This is a genomic window from Nostoc sp. CHAB 5715, assembly GCF_020829685.1.
GTDB lineage: Bacteria > Cyanobacteriota > Cyanobacteriia > Cyanobacteriales > Nostocaceae > Nostoc.
In genome coordinates, this window is the sequence record NZ_JAIVFR010000738.1 from 1 (window position 1) to 3,896 (window position 3,896).

Consider the following 3,896-nt stretch of genomic DNA (forward strand, 5'->3'; position numbering starts at 1 on the left):
CTGCATTACTACTGATTGCAATAGTTTTGACAGCAGTTTTAGCTTTAGGATTATTAGGAGAGTATACAGCGATCGCAGCACTACCATTTGCTGTTTTATTAGCTATTCGAGTATTGCCGAATTTTATCAAAGCTGCGCGTGAACCAGTAGCCGAAAATATCAGAAATGCCGTGAAAATAGGCGTTTTATCTCTAATAGTTTTAGATGCAACTGTTGCATCTGGTTTTGCTGGTTTGTATTACGGTTTATTCGTTCTAATTTTGCTACCATTTTCGATGAAGTTAGCAAAAGTATTTGCTGTTACTTAAATTTGAATGTATACACCCAGTAATCCCATGAGCGGTTGTATGGGCGCATAAATGTGCGCCTATATCAATGAATATGTGGCCGGTATTTTGTGAAATAGTATAAGTTAAAGAAAATAGATTACATATACAAGGGATAAAGCTATAAAATGAAAATTACAAATAATAATCACTTAACTTATTGCAGCAATATTCATCCTGGCGAAAGTTGGCTAGAGGTTTTCGCCAATTTAGAAAAATATGTTCCCAATCTCAAATCACGTTTATCGCCAATAGCACCTTTTGGTATTGGTTTAAGATTAGCAGATGCAGCTGCCAAAGAACTGTTACAAAATAATAACTTAGCTCAATTCCAAGCCTGGCTTAGTCAAGAAGATTTATACGTTTTCACCTTAAATGGATTCCCTTATGGCGGATTCCATCGACAGGTGGTAAAAGATCAAGTTTATGCACCAGATTGGTCTACGCAAGAACGGGTAAATTATACATTAAACTTAGCACAAATTTTAGCTACTCTATTACCAGAAGGACTTGATGGCGGAATTTCTACGCTACCATTATCCTATAAACCTTGGTGGGAAAAAGACCAAACAACTTTCGAGACAGTTCTGAAAAAGAGTTGTTTAAACATAGCGTCAGTTGTTGTAGAAATGATTCGCATCCGCGAAGAAACAGGAAAGATACTCCATATTGATTTAGAGCCTGAGCCTGATGGTTTAATTGAAAATACCTCAGAAGTAATTGATTTCTATCAAAATTGGTTATTGCCAATTAGCGGTAATTACTTATCAGAAAAATTAAATATTGAACAGAGTTTAGCAGAAACAAAATTGCTAGAACACGTTCGGGTTTGCTATGATACCTGTCATTTTTCAGTTGAATATGAGGAACCGCAATCTGTATTTGCACGTTTGCACTCTGTAGGAATTAAAATTGGCAAGATTCAAATCAGCGCCGCGATTAAAGTAAAAATACCTGCTGATGTTGAGAAACGTAGTTTGATAGTTGAACGCTTACGCCCTTTTGCAGAATCTACTTATCTTCACCAAGTAATAGAACGTCGCAGTGATGGTACACTCCGTCACTATCCTGATTTAATAACTGCATTACCGCATTTAAAACAATCTCTAGCTGAAGAGTGGCGTACTCATTTTCATGTCCCAATTTTTATTCATGATTATCAAATTTTGCAGTCTACCCAAGATGACATTGCTACTGTTTTACATCTACTTCAAACAAATAATGCTTGCTCACATTTAGAAATTGAGACTTACACTTGGGATGTATTACCAGCAGAAATGAAGATAGATTTGCTGACTTCTATTCAACGAGAATATGAGTGGGTATTAAAAATAATTCGTAATTCGTAATACTTCGGCTACTTTCGACTTCGCTCAAGGCAAGTCGCGGTTCCTGAGCGTAGTCGTTGGCGCAGCCTCTCGTAGAGAAGGGCAGTACAAGTTCGTAATTCGTAATTTGGAAATTAATATTTCAATGGGCTTTTTTGGTTTAAATGTTTAGAGATGCATTATTGTGCTTTTCTAGTTAATTTTTTAATTTGGATAAGAGAGGATTAAGTTTATGCAGAAAACTGTTGTTCTAAATGTCGTGGGATTAACGCCCAGTTTATTAGGAGAAAACACACCGTTTTTATCTTCTTGGGCGGCTATTGGGCAAGTAGTGCCGATCGCAACAGTTTTACCTGCTGTAACTTGTTCTGTTCAGGCTACTTATTTAACAGGAAAATTGCCTGATGAACATGGAATTGTCGCTAATGGTTGGTACTTCCGCGATGAATGTGAAGTGAAGTTTTGGCGACAATCTAATAAACTGGTGCAGGCTCCCAAAGTTTGGGAAATAGCTAAATCAATTGCTCCAAACTTCACTTGTGCCAACCTTTTTTGGTGGTACAACATGTATTCCTCAGTCGATTATGCCATTACACCGCGCCCGATGTATCCCGCAGATGGGAGAAAATTACCTGATATTTATACCCATCCTAGTGATGTGCGATCGCAAATTCAATCTGATTTAGGAAACTTCCCTTTGTTCGATTTTTGGGGGCCAAAAACTACCATTAGTTCTAGTCAATGGATTGCCAATTCGGCAAAATGGATTGAGGAACGTTACAGCCCTACATTATCACTAGTTTATTTACCACATTTAGATTACTGTCTGCAACGATTTGGTCATGATGAAAAACATATCCAAGCTGATTTGCGAGAAATTGATGCTGTTTGTGGCGATTTAATTAAATATTATCAAGCACGTAATACTCAGGTAATTATTCTTTCTGAGTATGGCATTACCCCAGTTTCTAAAGCTGTGGATATCAACCGCGTACTACGAGAAAACGGTTTAATTGCTGTGCGGGAAGAATTGGGGCGAGAACTGCTCGATTTTGGTGCTAGCATTGCCTTTGCTGTTGCCGATCATCAAATTGCTCATGTGTATGTGAATGATCCAGCATACATCCCGAAAGTGCGATCGCTTTTAGAAACGACTGAAGGTGTAGCCCAGGTATTGGATGAAGAGGGTAAGCAAACCTACCATATTGCTCATCCTAGATCGGGAGAGTTGGTGGCGATCGCTCAATCTGATGCTTGGTTTACCTATTATTATTGGCTTGATGATGCAAAAGCACCTGATTTTGCTAGAACTGTAGATATCCATCGCAAACCTGGTTACGATCCTGTAGAACTTTTCCTTGATCCGCAAATTAAATTTCCTCAAGGAAAAATTGCTCTCAAGCTACTTAAGAAACAACTGGGTTTTCGCTACTTAATGGATGTAATTCCTCTGGATGCTTCCCTTGTACGCGGTTCTCACGGTAACATTAGCACTTCTGTTGATGAAGGGCCTCTATTTATCACCCATCAAACTCACCTAGTTAGTGAAAATCGCATTGAGGCGACAGATGTTTGTTCGTTGATTCTCAAACATTTGAATAGGGAGTAGGAAGTGGGGAGTGGGGAGTGGGGGTAATACGGTTGGGTTGAAGGTCGTGAAACCCAACAAACCCTACAATATGTTGGGTTTTGCCCCTCAACCCAACCTACTTTGAATCTTACTCCCCAACGCTACAAGGGTTGGCGCTGGGGGTTAGGTCTGTATTGGACTCAACCGAGAAGCGCTATAGCTGTCATGCGTGCCAACTTATATCTTTTAAAACCTTGTTTCTAACCAAAGGCTAGAAATGCTTCTCATGGCAGATCGCCGGCTTTCATTTTAAGTTGACACCAATACACATATATGCATCACTACAGATTCCAAAAATCTAAAACATTTTTGTGGTAATCCATAGTCATATCGAGTATGCTTTATATATGAACTCGTTATGATTATGAACTAATTAGCTTCATTAGTGGGCAACCGCCTATCTGCTGGCTAAGTTTTACTCTGGCAATCTCAAGAACTTAACGGAGAACTTCTTTATCCATGACTGAACCCCAAAACTTAACAACGCGCTCAGGAATACGTTCCCTGTTGAAATGAGCCAGCATTTCTAAAAGGTGGAAATCATGTATTAATACAGGGCCACGCGATCCAGCTGTGCGTGAATTTTGGTTATCCGCAACAGGAATACCGTCA

At 39.1% G+C, this 3,896-nt stretch carries 2 protein-coding genes and 2 pseudogenes; 3 read left to right on the forward strand and 1 reads right to left on the reverse strand.

The features are described 5' to 3' along the window. The 3 genes and pseudogenes from LC574_RS30265 to LC574_RS30275 all read left to right on the forward strand — a co-directional run. Positions 1 to 308: pseudogene (locus LC574_RS30265) on the forward strand (polyprenyltransferase); the annotation flags it as partial. A 146-nt stretch (positions 309 to 454) separates the two neighbouring features. After that, positions 455 to 1,675, forward strand: coding sequence for a metabolite traffic protein EboE (gene eboE / locus LC574_RS30270; protein ID WP_229457301.1), 1,221 nt, complete (start codon positions 455 to 457; stop codon positions 1,673 to 1,675). 211 nt (positions 1,676 to 1,886) lie between these two features. Further along, complete coding sequence (locus tag LC574_RS30275) at positions 1,887 to 3,263, forward strand: alkaline phosphatase family protein (protein WP_229457302.1); 1,377 nt, start codon at positions 1,887 to 1,889, stop codon at positions 3,261 to 3,263. A 500-nt stretch (positions 3,264 to 3,763) separates the two neighbouring features. Here the strand turns inward: LC574_RS30275 and LC574_RS30280 are convergent. Continuing rightward, positions 3,764 to 3,889 (reverse strand): annotated as a pseudogene (locus LC574_RS30280) (catalase); the annotation flags it as partial. Positions 3,890 to 3,896 lie beyond the last annotated feature (7 nt).

Excerpts from the sequence above, each read along its gene's own strand:
- eboE (WP_229457301.1), top strand. The coding sequence starts at position 455 with ATGAAAATTACAAATAATAATCACTTAACTTATTGCAGCAATATTCAT.
- LC574_RS30275 (WP_229457302.1), top strand. The coding sequence starts at position 1,887 with ATGCAGAAAACTGTTGTTCTAAATGTCGTGGGATTAACGCCCAGTTTA.